The 17,507-nt window shown below is 62.0% G+C and carries 18 protein-coding genes; 8 read left to right on the plus strand and 10 right to left on the minus strand.

Annotation, left to right across the window (positions count from 1 at the left end):
- Positions 1 to 6 precede the first annotated feature (6 nt).
- The 4 genes from H3028_RS06030 (at position 7) to H3028_RS06045 (ending at position 4,505) form a co-directional block, all read left to right on the plus strand.
- Positions 7 to 867 (plus strand): SDR family NAD(P)-dependent oxidoreductase, encoded by an 861-nt coding sequence (locus H3028_RS06030; protein WP_181296152.1) that lies wholly within the window; start codon positions 7 to 9, stop codon positions 865 to 867.
- Positions 868 to 1,386: 519 nt separating this feature from the next.
- Complete coding sequence (locus H3028_RS06035) at positions 1,387 to 2,559, plus strand: zinc-dependent alcohol dehydrogenase (protein ID WP_181296153.1); 1,173 nt, start codon at positions 1,387 to 1,389, stop codon at positions 2,557 to 2,559.
- A 190-nt stretch (positions 2,560 to 2,749) separates the two neighbouring features.
- Positions 2,750 to 3,274, plus strand: a complete 525-nt coding sequence (locus H3028_RS06040) for a transcriptional regulator (protein ID WP_181296154.1) — start codon at positions 2,750 to 2,752, stop codon at positions 3,272 to 3,274.
- Between the two features lie 298 nt (positions 3,275 to 3,572).
- Positions 3,573 to 4,505, plus strand: a complete 933-nt coding sequence (locus H3028_RS06045) for an AEC family transporter (protein WP_181296155.1) — start codon at positions 3,573 to 3,575, stop codon at positions 4,503 to 4,505.
- Between the two features lie 60 nt (positions 4,506 to 4,565).
- Here H3028_RS06045 and H3028_RS06050 read toward each other — a convergent pair whose 3' ends face one another.
- Both H3028_RS06050 and H3028_RS06055 read right to left on the minus strand, forming a co-directional pair.
- Positions 4,566 to 5,513 (minus strand): class I SAM-dependent methyltransferase, encoded by a 948-nt coding sequence (locus H3028_RS06050; protein WP_181296156.1) that lies wholly within the window; start codon positions 5,511 to 5,513, stop codon positions 4,566 to 4,568.
- Between the two features lie 33 nt (positions 5,514 to 5,546).
- Positions 5,547 to 6,992: an iron-containing redox enzyme family protein gene (locus H3028_RS06055; protein WP_181296157.1), complete on the minus strand. Its 1,446-nt coding sequence runs from the start codon at positions 6,990 to 6,992 to the stop codon at positions 5,547 to 5,549.
- A gap of 188 nt (positions 6,993 to 7,180) precedes the next feature.
- On the opposite strand from H3028_RS06055, the gene H3028_RS06060 reads away from it, so the two are divergent.
- Positions 7,181 to 7,399, plus strand: coding sequence for a hypothetical protein (locus H3028_RS06060; protein WP_181296158.1), 219 nt, complete (start codon positions 7,181 to 7,183; stop codon positions 7,397 to 7,399).
- A gap of 175 nt (positions 7,400 to 7,574) precedes the next feature.
- On the plus strand, positions 7,575 to 7,907 hold the full coding sequence (locus H3028_RS06065) for a PilZ domain-containing protein (RefSeq protein ID WP_181296159.1): 333 nt from the start codon (positions 7,575 to 7,577) through the stop codon (positions 7,905 to 7,907).
- Positions 7,908 to 7,941: 34 nt separating this feature from the next.
- Here the strand turns inward: H3028_RS06065 and H3028_RS06070 are convergent, their stop codons facing one another.
- Complete coding sequence (locus H3028_RS06070; protein ID WP_181296160.1) at positions 7,942 to 9,258, minus strand: MFS transporter; 1,317 nt, start codon at positions 9,256 to 9,258, stop codon at positions 7,942 to 7,944.
- Positions 9,259 to 9,512: 254 nt separating this feature from the next.
- Here H3028_RS06070 and H3028_RS06075 point away from each other — a divergent pair, with 254 nt between their 5' ends.
- Entirely contained in the window at positions 9,513 to 9,950 is a 438-nt protein-coding gene (locus tag H3028_RS06075; protein ID WP_181296161.1) for an AAA family ATPase, read from the plus strand.
- A 107-nt stretch (positions 9,951 to 10,057) separates the two neighbouring features.
- Positions 10,058 to 10,753, plus strand: coding sequence for a dienelactone hydrolase family protein (locus H3028_RS06080; protein ID WP_181296162.1), 696 nt, complete (start codon positions 10,058 to 10,060; stop codon positions 10,751 to 10,753).
- 219 nt (positions 10,754 to 10,972) lie between these two features.
- Here H3028_RS06080 and H3028_RS06085 read toward each other — a convergent pair whose 3' ends face one another.
- From H3028_RS06085 to H3028_RS06115, 7 genes are read right to left on the minus strand one after another with little or no spacing between them, the layout of a single operon-like run.
- Positions 10,973 to 13,069, minus strand: a complete 2,097-nt coding sequence (locus H3028_RS06085) for a flagellar biosynthesis protein FlhA (RefSeq protein WP_181296163.1) — start codon at positions 13,067 to 13,069, stop codon at positions 10,973 to 10,975.
- Positions 13,066 to 14,205 carry a flagellar biosynthesis protein FlhB gene (gene flhB / locus H3028_RS06090; protein WP_181296164.1) on the minus strand — a complete coding sequence of 380 codons (1,140 nt, stop codon included), beginning with the start codon at positions 14,203 to 14,205 and terminating at the stop codon, positions 13,066 to 13,068. The genes H3028_RS06085 and flhB overlap by 4 nt, the downstream gene beginning before the upstream one ends.
- Positions 14,198 to 14,977, minus strand: a complete 780-nt coding sequence (gene fliR / locus H3028_RS06095; RefSeq protein ID WP_181296211.1) for a flagellar biosynthetic protein FliR — start codon at positions 14,975 to 14,977, stop codon at positions 14,198 to 14,200. Before fliR ends, flhB begins: the two co-directional genes overlap by 8 nt.
- A 20-nt stretch (positions 14,978 to 14,997) precedes the next feature.
- The gene (locus H3028_RS06100) at positions 14,998 to 15,270 is read right to left on the minus strand and encodes a flagellar biosynthetic protein FliQ (RefSeq protein ID WP_181296165.1); all 273 of its coding nucleotides are present in this window, start codon (positions 15,268 to 15,270) and stop codon (positions 14,998 to 15,000) included.
- Between the two features lie 10 nt (positions 15,271 to 15,280).
- Positions 15,281 to 16,036 (minus strand): flagellar type III secretion system pore protein FliP, encoded by a 756-nt coding sequence (gene fliP, locus H3028_RS06105; RefSeq protein ID WP_181296166.1) that lies wholly within the window; start codon positions 16,034 to 16,036, stop codon positions 15,281 to 15,283.
- Positions 16,033 to 16,404, minus strand: coding sequence for a flagellar motor switch protein FliN (gene fliN / locus H3028_RS06110; RefSeq protein WP_181296167.1), 372 nt, complete (start codon positions 16,402 to 16,404; stop codon positions 16,033 to 16,035). Before fliN ends, fliP begins: the two co-directional genes overlap by 4 nt.
- The gene (locus H3028_RS06115) at positions 16,401 to 17,240 is read right to left on the minus strand and encodes a FliM/FliN family flagellar motor C-terminal domain-containing protein (protein WP_181296168.1); all 840 of its coding nucleotides are present in this window, start codon (positions 17,238 to 17,240) and stop codon (positions 16,401 to 16,403) included. The genes fliN and H3028_RS06115 overlap by 4 nt, the downstream gene beginning before the upstream one ends.
- Between the last annotated feature and the right edge of the window lie 267 nt (positions 17,241 to 17,507).

Raw genomic sequence — 17,507 nt, forward strand, 5'->3', positions numbered from 1 at the left:
ACCGCCATGGCAACTCGTCCCTCTGTAATGATCGCCGGCTGCGGCGATGTCGGCATCCGTCTCGGGCTGCAGCTGAGCCGGACGGGCTGGACAGTTTACGGCCTGCGTCGCCAGGCAGCGGGTCTGCCGGTACCGATCTTACCGGTCAAGGGTGACCTTTCCGCGAGCGAAGTGCCGCGCAGCTGGCCCAACGGTACGCTGGACTATCTGGTATACGCGGCATCGGCCAGTCAGCATGACGAAGCGGGGTACCGTGCCGCCTATGTCGACGGGTTGCGCAATGCCCTCGGCTGGCTACAGCAGCGCGGGCAGCGACCCAAGCGGCTGTTTTTTCTTTCCAGCACCGGCGTCTACGCGCAGAACGACGGGGAATGGATCGACGAGACCTCTCCCACCGAGCCCACCGGCTATACCGGTCAGGTGATGCTGGAGGCCGAGCAGCTGGCACTGGATAGCGGCATTCCGGCCACACGGGTGCGCATGGCCGGGCTCTATGACCCGGCGCGTCCTTGGATGCAGAATCAGGTCCGTGCCGGCCTGCGTGTCGACCGTGAACCTCCCCAATACAGCAACCGCGTGCACCGTGACGATGCCGCAGCGTTGCTGGCCTGCCTGCTGCAGACCGATCTGAGCGGGGGCGATCTGGAGGATTGCTATCTGGGGGTCGACGATGATCCGGCCCCGCTGCACGAAGTCATCGATTGGCTCCGTGAGCGGCTCGGGGTGACCCATTGGGCCGAGCAGACGATGACCCGCCGCGCCGGTAGCAAACGTTGCAGCAATGCCCGCGCCCGTGCCCTGGGCTGGACGCCGCAGTACGCAAGCTATCGCAACGGCTACGCTGCTATCCGCCCCGGAAAAAGCTGAGCGCAAAAAAGGACCGCCGGGAGGTGTGAGCAGGCGGTCCGTGATTATCTTTGTGCCTCTGTACGAGCCAGCTTGCTGGCGATCCGTGCTCCACCATTGCTCCGAGCCGACGCCAACCCCGGATCGCAAGCAAGCTCGCTCCTACGAAAAGCGTGACGTGCTGATAATTCCCTCCGCGATTCCTCCGCGCCTCTGTAGGAGCCAGCTTGCTGGTGATCCGTGCTCAGCCATTGCTCCGAGCCGCCGCCAACCCCGGATCGCAAGCAAGCTCGCTCCTACGAAAGGCAGATATAACGTCTCAATCCAGCGCCATTTATCGCAGTCCGTCGGTGATTTCGCCTCATTGCGCTGGAGTCAGGCAACTCTCCCGCAGTCGCGCTTACTAAAAATTTGATAGCGCGCACGCCGTAGCTCTGCCGCATGGCAGCAATCGGACCAGGAGCAGCTGCCGCCCAGCGGCGACATATCAGGAAGAACCACCACGGCGGCGTTTCCAACACCCGACCAGGAGATTTTTCCATGAGAGCGCTTCGCTGGCACGGCAAGCACGATATCCGCTGCGATAACCACGTCCCGGACCCATCAATCGAGGACCCGCGCGACGCCATCATCAAAGTCAGCTCCTGCGCCATCTGCGGCTCGGACCTTCACCTCTACGACGGCTTTATGCCGGGCATGAAGCACGGCGACATCGTTGGTCACGAGTTCATGGGCGAGGTCATGGAAGTCGGCTCAGCCAACCAAAAGCTCAAGGTCGGCGACCGTGTGGTGGTGCCCTTCACCATCGTCTGTGGTGAATGCGACCAATGTCGGCGCGGCAACTTCTCGGTGTGCGAACGCACCAACCGTAACAAGGACATCGCTGACAAGGTCTTCGGCCACACCACCGCCGGTCTGTACGGCTACACCCACCTCACCGGCGGCTATGCCGGCGGTCAGGCGGAATACGTGCGCGTGCCCTATGCGGATGTCGGCCCGGTCGTTATCCCGAATGGGCTTACCGATGAGCAGGTATTGTTCCTCGGCGACATCCTGCCAACTGGCTGGCAGGCCGCCGCCCAGTGCGACATCCAGCCCACCGACACCGTCGCCATCTGGGGCGCCGGGCCGGTCGGCCAGTTCGCCATTCGCAGCGCGGTCATGATGGGCGCCGAGCAGGTGATCTGCATCGACAACGTGCCCGAGCGGCTGTCCATGGCCCGCGCCGGTGGCGCCATCACCATCAACTTCGATGAGGAAAGCGTGCTCGAGCGGCTCAAAGAGCTGACCCGCGGTAAGGGGCCGGAGAAGTGCATCGACTCGGTCGGTATGGAAGCGCACGCGGCGCGCTCCATCGACTCCATGTACGACCGCGCCAAGCAGGCGTTGATGCTGGAAACCGATCGTCCCCACGTACTGCGCGAGATGATTTACGTCTGCCGCCCGGCCGGGATCATTTCCATTCCGGGCGTTTATGGTGGGCTGATCGACAAGATTCCCTTCGGCGCGGCGATGAACAAAGGATTGACCTTCCGCATGGGCCAGACCCACGTCAACCGCTGGACCGACGACCTGCTTAAACGCATCCAGGAAGGGCAGATCGACCCATCCTTCGTCATCACTCACAGCGTCAGCCTCGAGCAGGGGCCCGAGATGTACAAGACCTTCCGCGACAAGCACGACGGCTGCATCAAGGTGGTTCTCAAACCCTGAGCCAGACCCTGTGAAAGCTACTGCGCTCGGCCATGCTGCGTTGAAGACAGGCTAAAAGATGCTCATTTACGGCCCGTAAACTCTGCTTTTTAGCCTGTCTTCGCCTCGCCTGATCGTCGCTTTCTACGTTTTCACCGGGTCCGCTGGTGCAGTTGTCTCGCTATCTAGTCGGCTTCTTGAGGAGATATTCATGAGCGTTCCACATCGAGTAACCCGTACCAATCATTCCGCCCGTTCACTCGCGCGCAGCCTCGGCTGGTTCAGCATCGGGCTGGGCGTTGCGCAGCTGGCCATGCCGGGCAAGCTTGCTCGCTTTCTTGGCGTGCCCGGGCATGAGGGGCTGATTCGCGCCTGTGGGGCCCGCGAAGTGGCCACCGGTATCGGCCTGTTGCTGAGCGATGATCCGAAACCCTGGATCTACGGCCGCATCGGCGGTGATGTGCTGGATCTGGCTGGGCTCGGCATGAGCATCGAAAACGGCACCGAGCAGGTCAACGCCGCCATTGCTGCGGGCGCTGTGGCAGGCATCACCGCGCTGGACCTGTCCTGCGCCAAAGGCATTTCCGCTGAAAGCGAATGGGTGACCGAATGGGATTACAGCGATCGCAGCGGTTTCCCACAGGGGCCTGATGCGATGCGCGGGCGCGTCGAGGCCGAATTCGCTGCGGCGCGCGCCGAACCTAACGGTTACAGCCCATCGACCATGCTGCACTGAGGTTTGGTGAATGGCTGCGAAGTGCGGCGCTGGAGTTATCCGGGGTCGAGGCTCTCTTCGCTTAGGAGCGCTGGTGATGTTGGGGTTGATATCGGATTGGCAAGCTTGATTGTTGCTGCTGGCTTGAAAGCAAAACTGTCAGACCAGCCGCTACAGCCGTCTTGTCAGCCCTGTATCACCCCTGACTTCCTAATAACCCGCGAAGAACCATTCTTTGCTAAGGTTTGCCGTCGGCCATCTGGCCGCACACCTTCCCGCGCCGCCAGCCTGTTGTCGGCGAGCCTGCTGATGAGAATTCATGTCCGCTGTCGTCAACGTCGTCCTACCGGTTTTTGCGCTGATTCTCCTGGGTTATCTCTGCCGACGCACCGGCCGCATGGGGCCGAATGGCGCCTCCGAATTGAATCGTTTCGTCGTCTGGCTGGGGCTGCCTGCGCTGTTATTCAGCGTGGTTGCCACCTCGACCTGGGAGCAACTTTGGCAGCCGGGCTTCATCACAGCGTTCGCCGTTGGCTGCCTTGGCGTGTTCGGTTTCACCTTGATCTATCGACTGGCGCAGAAGCAGCCGCTGGCCGACGCTAGTCTCGACGCGCTCGGCGCGTCATACGCCAACACCGGCTACGTCGGCATTCCGCTGACCATGCTGGTGCTCGGTGACGAGGCGCTGCAGCCGGCCATGGTGGCGTCGATCATCGTCGTCTGCGTGCTGTTCGCCATTGCTCTGGCCTGCGTGGAGACCGGTTTGCATGCCGGCCAGGGTTTCAGCCGCACGCTGGGCAAGGTCAGCGGCGCGCTGTTGCGTAACCCGCTGGTGGTGGCGCCGCTGCTAGGTGGCTTCTGGGCCGCGAGTGGATTGGCTCTACCGGTTCCGCTGGCGACCTTGCTCAGCTTGCTCGGCGCGGCGGCGGCACCTTGCGCATTGGTGTCGCTGGGATTGTTTCTCGCCCAGCCGCAGCCTGGCGGCAAGGTTACGGGTGTCTGGCCGCTGGTGGCGTTGAAGCTGGTGGCTCAACCGCTGATCACCTGGTACCTGGCGTTTCAGGTCTTCGAGCTGCCGACCCTCTGGGCCTATTCGGCGCTGCTGCTGAGCGCACTGCCCACCGGTACTGGCCCCTACATGCTCGCCGAGTTCTATGGCCGCGAGGCCTCACGGGTATCGCGTGTAGTGCTGTACTCGACGCTGGGCTCGCTGATCACCCTGTCGGCCTGCCTGGTGCTGCTGCCGGTGTAGGGTGGAAAACCGCGAAGCGTTGTTTTCCACGCGGTGTCTGGTATCGCGCGGCGCGGCGCTTCAATTTGCCGGCCGGGTCACTTCCAACACCACCGCGGCGATGCGATCACATTCGGTATACGCGCCCTCCAGCAGCTCTTCGCCGAACACATCCGGGTCGACTTCACGGTAGGTCCATTGCAGGCCGCGGCCCTCTAGACGCTGGCTGACTTCGCGGAGGAAAGGGTCCTGGTTGCCCACCATCGCCACCCCGGTGTAGAGCAGCAGTGTGCCGCATGGGGCCAGGCGTTCCAGCGTGTTGTCGAAGATCGCCAGCGACAACCCGGCGCCCAGCGGACCGCCGCCGTGGCGGTAGGCGCGCTCGCCCGGATCGACAAGATAGGGTGGGTTGGCCAGGATCAAATCGAATTCGCCCTCGACACCGTTTAGCAGATCGCTGTGTCGAGCCGCCAGGTTGTCAGCGCCCGCCAAGGCCGCGTTGATGCGCGTCAGGCGCAGCGCCGACGGATTGATATCCACGGCCAGTACTTCAGCCTGTGGCCGCGCCAGCGCGGTGAGGATGGCGCCGGCACCGGAGCCGCAGCCAACATCCACGACGCGGCCGATATGGCCTGGATGATTGTTCAGGTGCGCCTGGATGGCATGGGCGAAACGGTAGGTGTCCGGGCCGAAGAACACCGCGTCCGGTGCATCGGTGGGGTAGGCCGAATGCACGAACAGCTGGCCGTCGAGACTCGACAGCCGCACCCGGCTACGCCAGCGCGAGCCGCAGGGGGCCAGGACGCCAGCCTGGTCCATCAGGCTGAATACCGTTGGCGGTAACAGCTCATGCTGAAAGGGGCGGCTCCAGCCGAAGACCCCGGCCAGGTCCTTGGCGAGCGCGTTCTCGATACGGCTGTTGACCCGTTGGTGGGTGAGTGGCGTGGGTGTGATGAAGTGATAGCCGCGCTCGTGGAGCGCCTGAGCCAAGTGCAGCAGCGCGCGGTCCTGGGCTGATTCCGTTGTCATGCTGTTTCGTTTCCCTGGCGAGCGTTCGCCTTCTCAGTTGAAGAGTCCGCTGAAGATTCTGGTGGCGAGCAGACCGGCGGCGCTGTGGTGGCGGGTCGGCGCTAGCAAGGGCAGCAGATGGCGCATGCGCGCCTCGCGAGTCGGCAGTTGCACCACTTGTTGTTCGAGCAGCTGGGCTTCCTGATCGAAGTCGCTGATGGCCTGTTCCGGGCTCTGCACCAGAGCGGGCCTGGAGCGTTCGCCCGATGCGCGCCGCCGGCCACTGAACTGACCCTGGCGCTGCGCCAGTGCAGGATGCGGCTTGCCACGGGTTGGGGCCTGTTCGGTCAGCCAATCTCCGGCGATCCAGTCGTGAATCAGCTGCTGCTCATGCGCGCTGAAAACGCCGAACATCGGTGCCTGTTCGCCGGTGATCAGCTGCCAGAAGCGGCTGTTTTGCGGGTCTTCGTGGCGCTTGATCCAGCTGCGCTGCTGCAGCGTGTCGAGGAATTGCGGAATCAGCGCCGGCTCGGCCAGCCACTGATTCACGGTGCGGCCATCGAAACGGCAGTAGTCCGAGTGCACGAACTGGCCGACGCTCGACTTCTTCTCCAGCACGCGCAGCACTTCCTGCTCCGGGTCGAAACCGGCAATCACCGAGAGCGTGCTGGCGCCCAAGTCGTTGAGGCGATAGCCGTTGATGACCCGGCGATAGAAGGCCTCGCTGTCGCCCACCTGCGGCCAGGCATCCAGCAGACCCTGTATGGCCTTTTTCGCATGACCGTTGTCGGCGTTGTCGACGGTCACATGCAGCGTGAAATAGTAGGGGTCGATGCCCAGCTCGGTGAGCTCGTAGGCGCTGATCAGCAGGTGCAGCGGCAGCTGTTCATAACCCAGGTTGAATCCGATCACCTCCGGCAGGAACTGTTCGGCGTGCTCGGCCAAGGCCAGCTGGATTGCGCCCTGGACGAAGTTGTCGTCCTCCAGGTTCTGCCAGTCGTCGCAGCCTTGGCTGGCAAGCAGCTTGCGATAGAGCACTACATGGTTCTTTTCCGGCAGGCCTTCGCCGAGCTCTTCCAGGTACGTCTGAATCAGTGCGGTGAAACGGGCGTCATCCCAGCGCTGCAGCAACCCGTATAGCCAGGCGCCGTCGACCAGTTTGGTGGGCGCCACCCCACGCAGGAAATGCAGTGCGTGGGCCTTGCTGGAGAAATAACGGCGCGGCGCACCGGCACGACGCTCGTCGAGGTAGGTCTGGTACTGGCCGCCGATCTTTGCGGTATGACCGCCGAGCCAATCGCCTAGCTCAGCCGGATCCTGCGGCAAATCGCAGGGCAACGCTGCCGCGGCTTCCAGCTGGCTGTTGAGGTAGTCCGCCGCGTTGGCGCGGGCGCTATCACTGCCCGGTGCCTCGAGCAGCGCGAAATAAAGCGTCCGGGAGGGCGCCGCTGTCTCTGCGACGGGAGTGATGTCTACGGGCAGGCTTCGAGTCAATTGCATAGGTTCACACGGCGGCAGTTGGGGAAGTCCCCAGATGGTTTTTTGGCTGTCGCCCTGCGGGTAAGTTCAGCGCGCCTGCCGAATGGCCGGTCATCCGGCAGGCACGGTTTCCATGCAACTTCCAAGACGGGTCGTCTTCCTAACTACAGGGGCACCGAGCAGTGTCCGATCAACCAGACGGAGGTCCCATGAATCCATCCGAGCGCGGCAAGGAAAATCTCGAAACCATCAACGACCGCAACGAGGACCGGGCGGACCGGGCGAGCGGTATCAGCAATGGCGAAGCCGCCGGCGGCGATCGCAACGACGTGCCGGGAGGTGCCTACAATGTGCCGCCGGGCATGGCTGACGAAGTCAGCGAAGAAGACGCACTGAAGCATCGCAAACCGCAGAATCCCGAGCGCTAGCGCCGGGCGCGGAGAAGTCTGTGTACTGCTCCGCAGGGCTGAAAAATAGTTTGTTCAGGCATTAAGTTTTACCGTGCTCTGGTCGCCTGCTGCCTTTAAGCACACCGCCAGCCGCCGTGCCGGGAGGGACGCTCCCAGGCGCCGGATGCGACCAAAGGACTGCCAGAGCCTCGCTATGCGCCAACACAGCCGCCTTACCTTCCGCCATCTCAGCCGTATCCAGGTGACCAACCGCCTCAGTGGCGATCCCATGGGCTACGTCGGCGACCTGTCCATGGGCGGTCTGCGGCTGGTGGCCCGGCAGCCGCTGTCCATCGGCGGTTGCTACGAGATGTGCCTGCATGTACCGGATCACGGCGAGCAGCTGCGGGAAATCGACGTGGTGGTGATCTGCCAATGGGTGCGCAAGGATTCGCGTCGCGATTCGTTCGAGATGGGTTTCGCCCTCGACCGGCCCAGCCCGCCGTTCGTCGAGATGGTGGCGCAGCTGCTGCCGAGACGGCGCTGACTCAGGGCCCCGCGAACGAAACGGGAACAGACCTCTAGCGGTTGACCACCTTCGCCGGCAATGCGACGACCAATAGCGAGCCGAGTACCAGGCAGGCAGCGAAGAACCACAACGCTCCGCCGCTCTTACCGGTGATGTCCAGCGCCAGCCCGATCAGGGTGTTGCTCACCAGGCCGGCGATGTTAGCCAGCGAGCAGGCGAGGGCGAAGCCGGTCGCCGCGGCGGTCCCGGTGAGAAAGGTCGCCGGCAGGCTGAAGAACACCGGCACCGCACCGATGATGGTCGCCTGGGCAATGGAAAACAGCAGCACGGTTGCCACCACGCTATCGGTGAACGCGGTACTCGCAGCCATGGCGGCGGCGCCAATCCAGAATGGCAGGATGATGTGCCAGCGGCGTTCGCGAAAACGGTCCGAGCTGGCCCCGAGGACGAGCATGCCGAACACCGCGGCGATGCTCGGCAGCGCCGTCAGCAAGCCGATATCGGACGCATCGACGACGCCGGCGTTGCGAATGAACGTCGGCAACCAGAAGCCCATGGCATAGGCGCTGAGCAGAATCGCGAAATCGATGCCGCCGAGCATCCAGACTTTCAGATTGAAGAAGCCTTGGCGAAAGCTTTCTCCGCTATCGGGACTCTGCGCCTCGTCCACCGTCAGGTCGCGCAATACTCGGCCCTGCTCGGCCAGATCCAGCCATTCGGCCTGTTTCGGCCCCTCAGGCAGCAGGCGCAGGGCCAGCAACCCGAGCAGCACGCTGGGAATCCCTTCAAGCAGGAACAGCCACTGCCAGCCACGCAGCCCTCGTACCTGATCGAAAGCGTCGAGGATCCAACCCGATAACGGTGCACCGATCACGCTGGACAGCGGCAGACCGATCATGAACAGCGCGATGATCCGACCACGCCGGTAGGTCGGGAACCACAGCGTCAGGTAATAGAGCACGCCCGGGAGGAACCCCGCCTCGGCGACCCCCAGCAGAAGGCGCACCAGATAGAACTGCCCTGGCGTGGTGACCAGCATGGTGCAGGCCGAGAGCACGCCCCAGGTAATCATGATCCGCGCGATCCAGACCCGGGCGCCGACCCGTTTGAGGATCAGGTTGCTCGGCACTTCGAAAAGGATGTAGCCGACGAAGAACAGCCCTGCGCCAAGACCGAATGCCGCTTCGCTGAGCTGCAGCTGATCGGCCATCTGCAGCTTGGCAAAGCCGACGTTGATGCGGTCCAGATAGGCTGCCAAGTAGCAAAAGCAGAGAAACGGAATCAGCCGCCAGGCGATCTTACGGTACAGGCGGTGGCTGTCAGGATCATTACTCGGATGAAGAGCATCTGGCGCGGGCGCCTGAGGCATCGGTCGTCTCCGTCGGATATTGGGTGGACGGCGCGAGGCTCGATATCGCCACGAAGAAGCGTTCTCTGATCGAAGCTTCTACGGTTAGCAGGTCGTTTTTCAACAGCCTGTTAGCACTTCGACCCGGCTGGCGCGGCTGATTGTTCCTCGTGGCGTCCCCAGTGTGACGGGCGGAGTGCTGATCCGCTGAACGCCAGACCGTATTCGCCGCCCAATAGGCATCGTGCAGCTATCGCAACCGCTACGGCAACCCAATGGAAATGATCCTGTTCGTCGGTATTCAGGCCGCGGGAAAATCGACGTTCTACCAGCGGCAGTTCTTCGATACGCATCTGCGCCTCAACTTGGACATGCTGCGTACCCGCCATCGCGAGCGCACCCTGCTGCAAGCCTGCCTGCAGACCCAGCAGCGGCTGGTCATCGATAACACCAACCCCACCATCGTCGAACGCGCGGCCTATATCGGCCCGGGGCGGGCAGCGGGATTTCGTGTGATCGGCTATTTCTTCGAGCCGGACCCGACTGGCTGCGCAGCGCGAAACAAGAGCCGTGCCCGTCCAATCCCACCGGCGGGCCTGTTCGGAACGCTCAAACGGCTCGAACGGCCGACGCCTGACGAAGGTTTCGACGAGCTGTATCGGGTGCTACTCGACGTCACGGGTGAGTTCATCGTTTCGACCTACGGCCAGTGACCTGATGCGAACTCCGCCTGTCGGGGCCTGTCGCACTGTTTCGGTGGCGCTCTTCAGCGCGCCGTGCCTTGTGGTCGGCAATTCAACGCAACCCAAAGGAGACGAGCATGAATTCACAGTGGATCGACATTCCCGCGCAGGACGGTAACCGCTTCAGGGGCTACCTCGCGCTGCCGCCGGCCGGGCATGGCCCTGGCATTGTCCTGATTCAAGAAATCTTCGGGGTCAACGACCACATCCAGGCTGTCGCTGACCAGTACGCGCTCGATGGCTACGTGGTGCTGGCACCGGATCTGTTCTGGCGCAGCGAGCCGGGGGTCAAGCTCGGCTACGACGAATCCGATTGGGAGCGCGCATTCGGCTTGATGCAGGCGCTGGATTTCGACCTGGCCGTCGATGACCTGCGCCGCACCGCCGAAACGCTGCGTGGGCGCGACGATTGCAGTGGTCGCGTGGCTTCGGTGGGTTACTGCATGGGCGGTGTGCTGTCATTCCTGAGCGCGGCCAATGCAGGGGTGGATGCCGCCGTTTGTTACTACCCCGGCAGCATCGAAAAGCGTTTAGGCCAGGCCGATCGAATCCAATGTCCGACCCTGTTCCACTTCGCTGAAGAAGACGAGCACATCGACAGCGACGCGGTAGCCGCCGTGCAGCAGAAGATGGCCCAGGTCGGCGGGGCGCAGATCGAGACCTACCCAGGCGTCGACCACGGCTTCAACTGCTGGGCGCGGCCCATGTACAACCAGCCTGCCGCGGCATTGGCCCATGGGCGTTCACTAGTGTTTCTGGCAAACAGCCTCTAAGCGAGGTGCCCCCGGCTGTCGCTCAACCAGGCGCATGCGCGCCCGCGCGAGTTGCTCCCATCCTTACCCGGTGACCCAGGTAATAACGGGGCGCTTTAATGCGCATTCGCCGCGAGGCGCGCCTCCCACCGGTTCAGCGCTTATCTCGAGGAATAGTGTGGGAGGCCCGCCCTCGGGGCGAAGCTTTTGGGCCCAGCGGCCCGGGCAGGTGCGGTTGGCTTAACCAAGCGTGCCGAGAATGTTCACGCCGACGCGATCCGGAATCTCGTTCTGCGATAGGACATGCAGCCCGGGGCTGAACACCCGCGCGTAGCGCGACAGCAACGGGCGCAGCTGCGGCATCACGGTGAGGATCGGTGGGTGGCCATCCTTGCGCAGCTTTTCCTTCACCACCGGCATGCTGTTCTGCAGTTGGTTGAGCAGACTCGGCTCCACCGGAATGTTGTCCAAGCTCACCTGGCCCGCCTGCTGGGCAATGGCCAGGGCGTTGAGCAGCGTGTTTTCCAGGGCGTTTTCCAGCACGAACACCGCCAGTTCTCTGCGATCACCGGCAATCATCGACACGATGCTGCGGCGCAATGCGTAGCGCACGTCGGCGGCCAGCAGCACCGGGTCCTTGGTGGTCTCGCTGCATTCGAGCAGGGTGCTGGCGATGGTTTCGATATCCCGCAGCGGCACTTCTTCCAGCAACAGCTGGCGGTAGACGCGCATCTGCTGGGTATAGCTCAGCGCGCCCTTGAGGCTTTCAGCGAGCTTGGGTGCCTGCAAGGTGAGGCGCTGCATCAGGTGCTCGACGTCGTCGTGCTTGAACAGGTCCGGCAGGTGCTCGCGCACCACCTTGTTCAGGTGTGTGGCGACCACGCTGGCGCAGTCGATCACCTGATAGCCGAGGTTCAGCGCGCGCGGTTTGTCCGATGGTTGAATCCACACCACCTGCATGCGATAGGCCGGATCGGTGCCGAGGATGCCGTCGATCTCGCCGTACAGCTCAGGCGAGGGGATCGCCATCAGGCGGTCGGCGTGCAGCTCGGCGCCATCGATCTTCTCGCCATTGATGTAGATGTCATATTGCGAAGCCTTGAGCCGCAGGCTGTCGCGGATCTGTATTTCCGGCAGCAAGAAGCCCAGGTGTTCGGAAAGCGTCTGGCGCACGCCGCGCACCCGCGCCGGCAGTGGCGCACCGGAGGCTTCGTTGACCAGCCCGACCAGTTTGTAGCCGAGGGAAATGGACAGCCGCTCGACCATCGGAATGTCTTCCCAGGCCAGGGTCTGTGCGCGCTCCTTATCCATCGCCTGCCCGATGGCCTGGATCTCCTTGAGATCAGCCCCGGCAGCCGGCGGCTCGTGCAGCGACACCCGCCAGCCGATGAAGCCGATCAGTGCGGCAAAGCCAATGAAGGCCAGGTGCGGCATACCCGGCACCATGCCGAGCACGAACAATATGCCAGCCACGGTGTACAGCGAGGCCGGGTTGGCCAACAGCTGCCGCTGCACCTGGCTGGTAATGTCGCTGGACTCGTTGATCCGGGTGACGATGATTGCCGCCGCGGTGGACAGCAACAGCGCGGGAATTTGCGCCACCAGGCCGTCACCGATGGTCAGCAGGGCGTATTGCTTGAAGGCTTCGCCCGCGGCCAGGTCGTGAACGAACACGCCGATGGCGAAACCGCCGAAGAGGTTGATCAGCAGGATCAGAATGCCGGCGATGGCATCGCCACGGACGAACTTCGAGGCACCGTCCATCGCGCCGTAGAAGTCGGCTTCCTTGGCCACTTCCTGACGCCGCGCCTTGGCTTCTTCGTTGGTCAGCAGGCCGGCGTTGAGATCGGCGTCGATAGCCATCTGCTTGCCGGGCAGGGCATCAAGTGTGAAGCGCGCGGTGACTTCGGAGATCCGCTCGCCGCCCTTGGTGATCACGATGAAGTTGATCAGCATCAGGATCACGAACACCACCAGACCGACGATGAAGTTCCCGCCGATCACCACCTCGCCGAAGGCCTCGATCACCTTGCCCGCCGCGCCCGTGCCCGTGTGACCTTCAAGCAGCACCACTCGCGTCGAGGCGACGTTGAGCGTCAGGCGCATCAGCGTGGTGATCAGGATCACCGTCGGGAACAGCGAGAAATCCAACGGGCTTTTTGACGACACGCTGACCAACAACACGAGGATCGACATGGCGATGTTGAAGGTGAACAGCACGTCCAGCATTTGCGGTGGCAAGGGCAGGATGATCATCGCCAGGATCGACAGGATGATCAGCGGAATGCCTATCCGCCCACTGCTGAAGGTCGGCGTCAATTTCTGAATCAGGCTCATGTTCGGGCTCGGTTGAACAATTCTTCGGGAATATGGATGTCACTGGCCAGCTTGGGCTTTGCGCGCCGACCCTGCTTCCAGGCCTTGAGCTGGAGGATGTAGGTCAGCACGTGTGCCACCGCGGTGTAGAGCGGTGCCGGTATTTGCTGGTTGATTTGGGTACTGAAGTAGATCGCCCGCGCCAGCGGCGGTAGCTCGATCACCTCCAGCCCGTTGGCCTGGGCCAGCTTGCGGATATACAGCGCCGTCTCATCAACGCCACGGGCGATGACAAAGGGTGTTTCGGCCTTTTTCGGGTCGTACTTGAGCGCCACCGCGTAGTGCGTCGGGTTGACGATCACCACATCGGCATCCTTGATCACCCGGCTGATCTGGCGCTGCGCCAGCTGGCGCTGAAGCTGCTTGATGCGCGCCTTCACCTCGGGGCGGCCTTCCTGGTTCTTATGCTCTTCCTTGCGCTCCTGCTTGGTCATGCGCATCTTTTTCAGGAAGAAGAAGCGCTGCAGCGGAATGTCGATGAACGAGAACAGCACGAACACTAACAGCAGCGTGATCGCCAGATCGAAGGTCAGCGAGAAGGCGCTGCCAATGGCGTTGCTGATATCGCTGCGCTGCAGGGCGATCAGCTTCGGCGCCGCGTAATACAGCTGGCCGACGGCAATGCTCAGCAGTGCGCTGATCTTCAGCAGCGACTTGAACAGTTCGGTCCAGTTCTGCGCGCCGACCATCCGCCCCAGCCCGGTGATGGGGTTGAGCTTGCTGAACTTGGGCGCGAAGTTCTTCGAGGCGAACACCCAGCCACCCGGCACCAGCGCGAAGGCGATGACCAGGATCGGCGTGATCAGCAACGGCAGCAGCACGCTGATGAACACCAGCAGGTTGTGCGTGAGGATCAGCTGCAGATCGTCGACGCTCATCTCGCTTTCATGAAAATTGATGTACGAATAACTGAATGCCTGCTGCATGCCGTCGAAGAAGAAGCCGATGCTGAACTTGAGCACCAGTAGCGTCGCCAGCAGTGAGACCGTGGTGGCGACGTCCTTGGAACGGGTGACCTGGCCATCGTCGCGACTCTTCTTGAGTTTCTGCTCGGAGGCCTCTTCGGTTTTTTCCTGGCTGCTGTTCTGCTCAGACATCGCGCCCGCTCCGCAGAATTTCGCCGATGTTACCCAGCAGCTCGCGTGTCAGGTGCAGATAGGCTTCCGACAGGTTCGGCACGGTTAGGTAGATCAGCACCAGTCCGGCGATGATCGCCATGGGGAAGCCCAGGGAGAACAGGTTCATCGCCGGCGAAATGCGGTTGAGCAGGCCGAAGCAGAACTGCACCAGCGTCATGCAGAATACGATCGGCAGGGCGATCAGCAGCGCGGCGGAAATCACCCAGCTCAGCGACAGGGCGATGGTCTGCAGGCCATCGAAATGGATACCGCTGCCGATCGGCCAGAGGACGAAGCTCTGGTAGATGATGGTGACGATCACCAGATGCCCATCGGTGGCGAAAAACAGCAGCGCCAGCAGAATGAAATACAGCTGATAGATGATCGACGCCGACGAGACGCCGTTCATGGGATCGTTGAAGACCGCCATGGACAGGCCCAGCTGCGTCGAGACGATGTCGCCGATCAGCGTGAACACGGTGAACACCAGCATCAGCGCCAGGCCCAGCAGCAAGCCCATGGCGATCTGTTCGAGCGCGGTAAGGATGCCCTTCATGGATAACGGGTCGATGGGCGCCGTAGCGGGCAAGGCCGCGGTGAGCACCACCGTCAGCGCCATTGCCAGCAGCACCCGCACCCGCACGCTCAGCGACTTATGGCTGAACATCGGCGCTAGGCTGAACACAGCCATGATCCGGCAGAACGGCCACCAGTAGCCCAGCAACGATTGCAGGTACTGACCGACCTGCATGATGGGTTCGTTGCCCATGGCTAACCGACCAGCCGCCCGGCTTGGGTGAAGGTTTCGATGAACAGATCGCTCAGCGTGCTCAGAATCCAGTGGCCGGCGAATACCAGCATGCCGAGGGTAATCAGCAGGCGCGGCAAGAAGCTCAGCATCTGTTCGTTGATCTGCGTTGCCGCCTGGAAAATGCTGACCAGCAGACCGCCGAGCAGGCTCGGCACCACCAGCACGCAGACCACCAGCACGATGATATGGATCGCGTTGGAAACGATAGTGACGGCGGTATCCGGGGTCAGCATGGCAGCGGCCTCAGAAGGGTTGAATGCTGGTGGTCAGCGTGCCCATCAACAGCGCCCAGCCATCGACCAGCACGAAGACCATCAGCTTGAACGGCAGCGAGATCATCATCGGCGACAGCATCATCATGCCCATCGCCATGAGCACGCTGGCCACCACCAGGTCGATCACCAGAAACGGCACGAAGATCATGAAACCCAGCTGGAAGGCAGTCTTCAGCTCGCTCAGCACGAAGGCAGGCAGCAGCAGGGAAAAGTCCAGATCCTCAAGGTTCTCGGGGATTTCCTCGCCGGCCAGCGCGACCATGGTTTCCAGCGAGGTCTTGTTGGTCTGCGCCAGCATGAAGCCGGAGAGGCTGCCCTTGGATACGTCCAGCGCCTGCTCCAGGCTGATCTCATCGTTCTGGAACGGCTCGAAGGCTGCGCTGTGAATTTCCTGCCACACCGGGCGCATCACCAGCAGCGTGACAATCAGGGCAATGCCGATCAGCACCTGGTTAGGCGGGCTCTGCTGCAGGCCGATGGCCTGGCGTAGGATCGCCAGCACAATGATGAAGCGGGTGAAGCAGGTCATCATCATCAGCATCGCCGGCAAAAAGCCGAGCAGCGTCATGATGATCAGAATCTGCAGCTTGATGCTGAATTCCTGACCATTCTCGGTATCGTTCAGGTTGAACAGGGTGATCTCGCCGCCCGCGGCCTGAGCCATCAGCGGAAACAGGCCGACCAGCAGCAGGCACAGCAGTAACAGCCCGCGACGCAGTTTCATTGCGTCAGCGCATCCAGGCTGGTGCCCGACAGCTCGACGATGCGCAGGCCATAGCTGCCATTCATCACGACCACTTCGGCCTTGGCGAACAGGGTGCCATTAACCTTAACGTCCAGCGGCTCGCCGGCCACTTTGTCGAGGACGATGACACTGCTGGTGTCGCATTCCATCAGTTCCTTCAGCGAGATCTCCGCCGAAGCCACTTCGAGGGTGACATTCACCGGGATCTTGCCGAAGAAGCTCAGGTCCTGGCGGGGCGCCTGGGGCTGGGCGGCGGGCGCAACGGTCGGCTCTTCGGCCGCGTCGAGGCTCAGGTCGCCCTCGTTGATGAGGTTCTCGAATTCGTTATCGGACAGTTGACCGGTCATTGGGATTTCACGCTTTCAAGTGAAGTGAGGAACAAGGCGCCGTCTTCTTCGAAGACAGTCCCCCGGAATAGCTTCTGCTGGTTGATGCGCACCTCGTAGCGGTCCAGCGGACGCACCATGACAATGTCGTTGAGCTGCAGCCCGAGTACCTGCGACAGCGGCATCTGCACCGAGGCGACTACACAATCCAGACGTACCGGAAGATGCTTGATGTGATCGACCGGGTTGCCACTCAGCCGAGCCGGCAGCGGGCCGGCAAGGCGACTGGTGAGTTCATCGACCAGATCGGTGTCCAGATGAATGAAAACGGACGAGCGGCTATTGGTCAGGTGGCTGACGTATTCGAACTCGGCCACATACTCCCAGCTGGTTTCTTCATAATCGTTTTCATAGCGCTCGAGCTCGCCGAAGGTCTCACCAGACAAAATCGAGCGCGCGAATATGTAAGTCAGATCCAGGCCCAGCCGATTGCGCATCCGTTGCTCGGAAGTGCTGATCGGCGGTGTTTCCTGGCTGGGCACTATCGTGCCGCCGTAATAACACTCGAGTGCTTCGGTGAGGAGGGCGCGGTCAATAGAGAAACCGACTTTGCCCATCGGCGAGCGATAAATGCAGTCCGGCGCCTTTTCATTAGGTTCCTGAACTTCCACTTTGCTCAACTCGAGGCTGATCCGGTAATTGCGCAGGAAGTAGTCACCAATCAAGCGTGGATTCTTGTTGGTGGTTTCTTTGATGAACTGCGGAATCTTGTGGTGATGCCGCCCAAGCTTCTGCGGTTTCAATACAGTCAGGCTTTGGGCGGGCACGCCATGATGGACTTTGGAATTGCCAGACATGTGCGACCTGTATGTCCTGGTTCTTGCGCGGTCGGTCAAAGCCTGCAGCGCGGTATAAGCAGAAGGTTGTTTGGCCAGGGCGGGTTTGCATGACGTGAGATTGCAGGCACGGCTCTAGCGTGCCGCCAGTCTAGGCATAGGCGCGAGGAAGGATTAAATCAATAGGTATCAAATGATCTTTTTTGAGATCACTTGATAAGGACTGATTTAATTTTAGCGGAACTGATTGGGCGGTTCCGGGCGAGCTTGTTAACGTGCGCGCAATTG

The organism is Pseudomonas sp. Q2-TVG4-2 (assembly GCF_013620795.1).
Lineage (GTDB): Bacteria > Pseudomonadota > Gammaproteobacteria > Pseudomonadales > Pseudomonadaceae > Stutzerimonas.

Coding starts and splice junctions, on each gene's coding strand:
- H3028_RS06030 (WP_181296152.1), top strand. CDS start 7: ATGGCAACTCGTCCCTCTGTAATGATCGCCGGCTGCGGCGATGTCGGC.
- H3028_RS06035 (WP_181296153.1), top strand. CDS start 1,387: ATGAGAGCGCTTCGCTGGCACGGCAAGCACGATATCCGCTGCGATAAC.
- H3028_RS06040 (WP_181296154.1), top strand. CDS start 2,750: ATGAGCGTTCCACATCGAGTAACCCGTACCAATCATTCCGCCCGTTCA.
- H3028_RS06045 (WP_181296155.1), top strand. CDS start 3,573: ATGTCCGCTGTCGTCAACGTCGTCCTACCGGTTTTTGCGCTGATTCTC.
- H3028_RS06050 (WP_181296156.1), bottom strand. CDS start 5,513: ATGACAACGGAATCAGCCCAGGACCGCGCGCTGCTGCACTTGGCTCAG.
- H3028_RS06055 (WP_181296157.1), bottom strand. CDS start 6,992: ATGCAATTGACTCGAAGCCTGCCCGTAGACATCACTCCCGTCGCAGAG.
- H3028_RS06060 (WP_181296158.1), top strand. CDS start 7,181: ATGAATCCATCCGAGCGCGGCAAGGAAAATCTCGAAACCATCAACGAC.
- H3028_RS06065 (WP_181296159.1), top strand. CDS start 7,575: ATGCGCCAACACAGCCGCCTTACCTTCCGCCATCTCAGCCGTATCCAG.
- H3028_RS06070 (WP_181296160.1), bottom strand. CDS start 9,258: ATGCCTCAGGCGCCCGCGCCAGATGCTCTTCATCCGAGTAATGATCCT.
- H3028_RS06075 (WP_181296161.1), top strand. CDS start 9,513: ATGGAAATGATCCTGTTCGTCGGTATTCAGGCCGCGGGAAAATCGACG.
- H3028_RS06080 (WP_181296162.1), top strand. CDS start 10,058: ATGAATTCACAGTGGATCGACATTCCCGCGCAGGACGGTAACCGCTTC.
- H3028_RS06085 (WP_181296163.1), bottom strand. CDS start 13,069: ATGAGCCTGATTCAGAAATTGACGCCGACCTTCAGCAGTGGGCGGATA.
- flhB (WP_181296164.1), bottom strand. CDS start 14,205: ATGTCTGAGCAGAACAGCAGCCAGGAAAAAACCGAAGAGGCCTCCGAG.
- fliR (WP_181296211.1), bottom strand. CDS start 14,977: ATGCAGGTCGGTCAGTACCTGCAATCGTTGCTGGGCTACTGGTGGCCG.
- H3028_RS06100 (WP_181296165.1), bottom strand. CDS start 15,270: ATGCTGACCCCGGATACCGCCGTCACTATCGTTTCCAACGCGATCCAT.
- fliP (WP_181296166.1), bottom strand. CDS start 16,036: ATGAAACTGCGTCGCGGGCTGTTACTGCTGTGCCTGCTGCTGGTCGGC.
- fliN (WP_181296167.1), bottom strand. CDS start 16,404: ATGACCGGTCAACTGTCCGATAACGAATTCGAGAACCTCATCAACGAG.
- H3028_RS06115 (WP_181296168.1), bottom strand. CDS start 17,240: ATGTCTGGCAATTCCAAAGTCCATCATGGCGTGCCCGCCCAAAGCCTG.